Source organism: Klebsiella sp. 64, from assembly GCF_018223915.1.
Taxonomy (GTDB): domain Bacteria; phylum Pseudomonadota; class Gammaproteobacteria; order Enterobacterales; family Enterobacteriaceae; genus Klebsiella; species Klebsiella pneumoniae.
Genome location: NZ_JAGRQZ010000042.1, coordinates 1 through 4665 on the forward strand (window position 1 = coordinate 1; position 4665 = coordinate 4665).

Genomic DNA, 4665 nt, shown 5'->3' on the forward strand with positions numbered 1-4665 from the left:
GAGTGAACACGTAATTCATTACGAAGTTTAATTCTTTGAGCATCAAACTTAAATTGAAGAGTTTGATCATGGCTCAGATTGAACGCTGGCGGCAGGCCTAACACATGCAAGTCGAGCGGTAGCACAGAGAGCTTGCTCTCGGGTGACGAGCGGCGGACGGGTGAGTAATGTCTGGGAAACTGCCTGATGGAGGGGGATAACTACTGGAAACGGTAGCTAATACCGCATAATGTCGCAAGACCAAAGTGGGGGACCTTCGGGCCTCATGCCATCAGATGTGCCCAGATGGGATTAGCTAGTAGGTGGGGTAACGGCTCACCTAGGCGACGATCCCTAGCTGGTCTGAGAGGATGACCAGCCACACTGGAACTGAGACACGGTCCAGACTCCTACGGGAGGCAGCAGTGGGGAATATTGCACAATGGGCGCAAGCCTGATGCAGCCATGCCGCGTGTGTGAAGAAGGCCTTCGGGTTGTAAAGCACTTTCAGCGGGGAGGAAGGCGATAAGGTTAATAACCTTGTCGATTGACGTTACCCGCAGAAGAAGCACCGGCTAACTCCGTGCCAGCAGCCGCGGTAATACGGAGGGTGCAAGCGTTAATCGGAATTACTGGGCGTAAAGCGCACGCAGGCGGTCTGTCAAGTCGGATGTGAAATCCCCGGGCTCAACCTGGGAACTGCATTCGAAACTGGCAGGCTAGAGTCTTGTAGAGGGGGGTAGAATTCCAGGTGTAGCGGTGAAATGCGTAGAGATCTGGAGGAATACCGGTGGCGAAGGCGGCCCCCTGGACAAAGACTGACGCTCAGGTGCGAAAGCGTGGGGAGCAAACAGGATTAGATACCCTGGTAGTCCACGCCGTAAACGATGTCGATTTGGAGGTTGTGCCCTTGAGGCGTGGCTTCCGGAGCTAACGCGTTAAATCGACCGCCTGGGGAGTACGGCCGCAAGGTTAAAACTCAAATGAATTGACGGGGGCCCGCACAAGCGGTGGAGCATGTGGTTTAATTCGATGCAACGCGAAGAACCTTACCTGGTCTTGACATCCACAGAACTTTCCAGAGATGGATTGGTGCCTTCGGGAACTGTGAGACAGGTGCTGCATGGCTGTCGTCAGCTCGTGTTGTGAAATGTTGGGTTAAGTCCCGCAACGAGCGCAACCCTTATCCTTTGTTGCCAGCGGTTAGGCCGGGAACTCAAAGGAGACTGCCAGTGATAAACTGGAGGAAGGTGGGGATGACGTCAAGTCATCATGGCCCTTACGACCAGGGCTACACACGTGCTACAATGGCATATACAAAGAGAAGCGACCTCGCGAGAGCAAGCGGACCTCATAAAGTATGTCGTAGTCCGGATTGGAGTCTGCAACTCGACTCCATGAAGTCGGAATCGCTAGTAATCGTAGATCAGAATGCTACGGTGAATACGTTCCCGGGCCTTGTACACACCGCCCGTCACACCATGGGAGTGGGTTGCAAAAGAAGTAGGTAGCTTAACCTTCGGGAGGGCGCTTACCACTTTGTGATTCATGACTGGGGTGAAGTCGTAACAAGGTAACCGTAGGGGAACCTGCGGTTGGATCACCTCCTTACCTTAAAGAACCTGCCTTTGTAGTGCTCACACAGATTGTNNTTTGCTCTTTAAAAATCTGGATCAAGCTGAAAATTGAAACGACACACAGTTAATGTGTGTTCGAGTCTCTCAAATTTTCGCAATCAGAAGTGAAACATCTTCGGGTTGTGAGGTTAAGCGACTAAGCGTACACGGTGGATGCCCTGGCAGTCAGAGGCGATGAAGGACGTGCTAATCTGCGAAAAGCGTCGGTAAGGTGATATGAACCGTTATAACCGGCGATGTCCGAATGGGGAAACCCAGTGCAATTCGTTGCACTATCGTTAACTGAATACATAGGTTAACGAGGCGAACCGGGGGAACTGAAACATCTAAGTACCCCGAGGAAAAGAAATCAACCGAGATTCCCCCAGTAGCGGCGAGCGAACGGGGAGCAGCCCAGAGTCTGAATCAGCTTGTGTGTTAGTGGAACGGTCTGGAAAGTCCGACGGTACAGGGTGATAGTCCCGTACACCAAAATGCACAGGTTGTGAACTCGAAGAGTAGGGCGGGACACGTGGTATCCTGTCTGAATATGGGGGGACCATCCTCCAAGGCTAAATACTCCTGACTGACCGATAGTGAACCAGTACCGTGAGGGAAAGGCGAAAAGAACCCCGGCGAGGGGAGTGAAAAAGAACCTGAAACCGTGTACGTACAAGCAGTGGGAGCACCTTCGGGTGTGACTGCGTACCTTTTGTATAATGGGTCAGCGACTTATATTCTGTAGCAAGGTTAACCGTATAGGGGAGCCGCAGGGAAACCGAGTCTTAACTGGGCGTTAAGTTGCAGGGTATAGACCCGAAACCCGGTGATCTAGCCATGGGCAGGTTGAAGGTTGGGTAACACTAACTGGAGGACCGAACCGACTAATGTTGAAAAATTAGCGGATGACTTGTGGCTGGGGGTGAAAGGCCAATCAAACCGGGAGATAGCTGGTTCTCCCCGAAAGCTATTTAGGTAGCGCCTCGTGAATTCATCTTCGGGGGTAGAGCACTGTTTCGGCTAGGGGGTCATCCCGACTTACCAACCCGATGCAAACTACGAATACCGAAGAATGTTATCACGGGAGACACACGGCGGGTGCTAACGTCCGTCGTGAAGAGGGAAACAACCCAGACCGCCAGCTAAGGTCCCAAAGTCATGGTTAAGTGGGAAACGATGTGGGAAGGCACAGACAGCCAGGATGTTGGCTTAGAAGCAGCCATCATTTAAAGAAAGCGTAATAGCTCACTGGTCGAGTCGGCCTGCGCGGAAGATGTAACGGGGCTAAACCATGCACCGAAGCTGCGGCAGCGACACTATGTGTTGTTGGGTAGGGGAGCGTTCTGTAAGCCTGCGAAGGTGTGCTGTGAGGCATGCTGGAGGTATCAGAAGTGCGAATGCTGACATAAGTAACGATAAAGCGGGTGAAAAGCCCGCTCGCCGGAAGACCAAGGGTTCCTGTCCAACGTTAATCGGGGCAGGGTGAGTCGACCCCTAAGGCGAGGCCGAAAGGCGTAGTCGATGGGAAACAGGTTAATATTCCTGTACTTGGTGTTACTGCGAAGGGGGGACGGAGAAGGCTATGTTAGCCGGGCGACGGTTGTCCCGGTTTAAGCATGTAGGCTGGTTATCCAGGCAAATCCGGATAATCAAGGCTGAGGTGTGATGACGAGGCACTACGGTGCTGAAGTAACAAATGCCCTGCTTCCAGGAAAAGCCTCTAAGCATCAGGTAACATCAAATCGTACCCCAAACCGACACAGGTGGTCAGGTAGAGAATACCAAGGCGCTTGAGAGAACTCGGGTGAAGGAACTAGGCAAAATGGTGCCGTAACTTCGGGAGAAGGCACGCTGGTGTGTAGGTGAAGCCCCTGCGGGTGGAGCTGAGACCAGTCGAAGATACCAGCTGGCTGCAACTGTTTATTAAAAACACAGCACTGTGCAAACACGAAAGTGGACGTATACGGTGTGACGCCTGCCCGGTGCCGGAAGGTTAATTGATGGGGTTATCCGTAAGGAGAAGCTCTTGATCGAAGCCCCGGTAAACGGCGGCCGTAACTATAACGGTCCTAAGGTAGCGAAATTCCTTGTCGGGTAAGTTCCGACCTGCACGAATGGCGTAATGATGGCCAGGCTGTCTCCACCCGAGACTCAGTGAAATTGAACTCGCTGTGAAGATGCAGTGTACCCGCGGCAAGACGGAAAGACCCCGTGAACCTTTACTATAGCTTGACACTGAACATTGAGCCTTGATGTGTAGGATAGGTGGGAGGCTTTGAAGCGTGGACGCCAGTCTGCGTGGAGCCAACCTTGAAATACCACCCTTTAATGTTTGATGTTCTAACGTTGGCCCCTGACCGGGGTTGCGGACAGTGTCTGGTGGGTAGTTTGACTGGGGCGGTCTCCTCCCAAAGCGTAACGGAGGAGCACGAAGGTTAGCTAATCCTGGTCGGACATCAGGAGGTTAGTGCAATGGCATAAGCTAGCTTGACTGCGAGCGTGACGGCGCGAGCAGGTGCGAAAGCAGGTCATAGTGATCCGGTGGTTCTGAATGGAAGGGCCATCGCTCAACGGATAAAAGGTACTCCGGGGATAACAGGCTGATACCGCCCAAGAGTTCATATCGACGGCGGTGTTTGGCACCTCGATGTCGGCTCATCACATCCTGGGGCTGAAGTAGGTCCCAAGGGTATGGCTGTTCGCCATTTAAAGTGGTACGCGAGCTGGGTTTAGAACGTCGTGAGACAGTTCGGTCCCTATCTGCCGTGGGCGCTGGAGAATTGAGGGGGGCTGCTCCTAGTACGAGAGGACCGGAGTGGACGCATCACTGGTGTTCGGGTTGTCATGCCAATGGCACTGCCCGGTAGCTAAATGCGGAAGAGATAAGTGCTGAAAGCATCTAAGCACGAAACTTGCCCCGAGATGAGTTCTCCCTGAGACTTTAAGTCTCCTGAAGGAACGTTAAAGACGATGACGTTGATAGGCCGGGTGTGTAAGCGCAGCGATGCGTTGAGCTAACCGGTACTAATGAACCGTGAGGCTTAACCTTACAACGCCGAAGATGTTTTGG

The 4665-nt window shown here is 52.8% G+C and carries 2 rRNA genes; both read left to right on the forward strand.

Going from position 1 to position 4665, the window contains the following annotated elements:
• Window positions 1-50: 50 nt before the first annotated feature.
• Window positions 51-1590: ribosomal RNA gene (locus tag KHQ23_RS24380) — 16S ribosomal RNA — on the forward strand.
• 152 nt (window positions 1591-1742) lie between these two features.
• Window positions 1743-4644: ribosomal RNA gene (locus KHQ23_RS24385) — 23S ribosomal RNA — on the forward strand.
• Together the 16S and 23S rRNA genes form the textbook arrangement of a ribosomal RNA operon.
• Window positions 4645-4665: the final 21 nt, after the last annotated feature.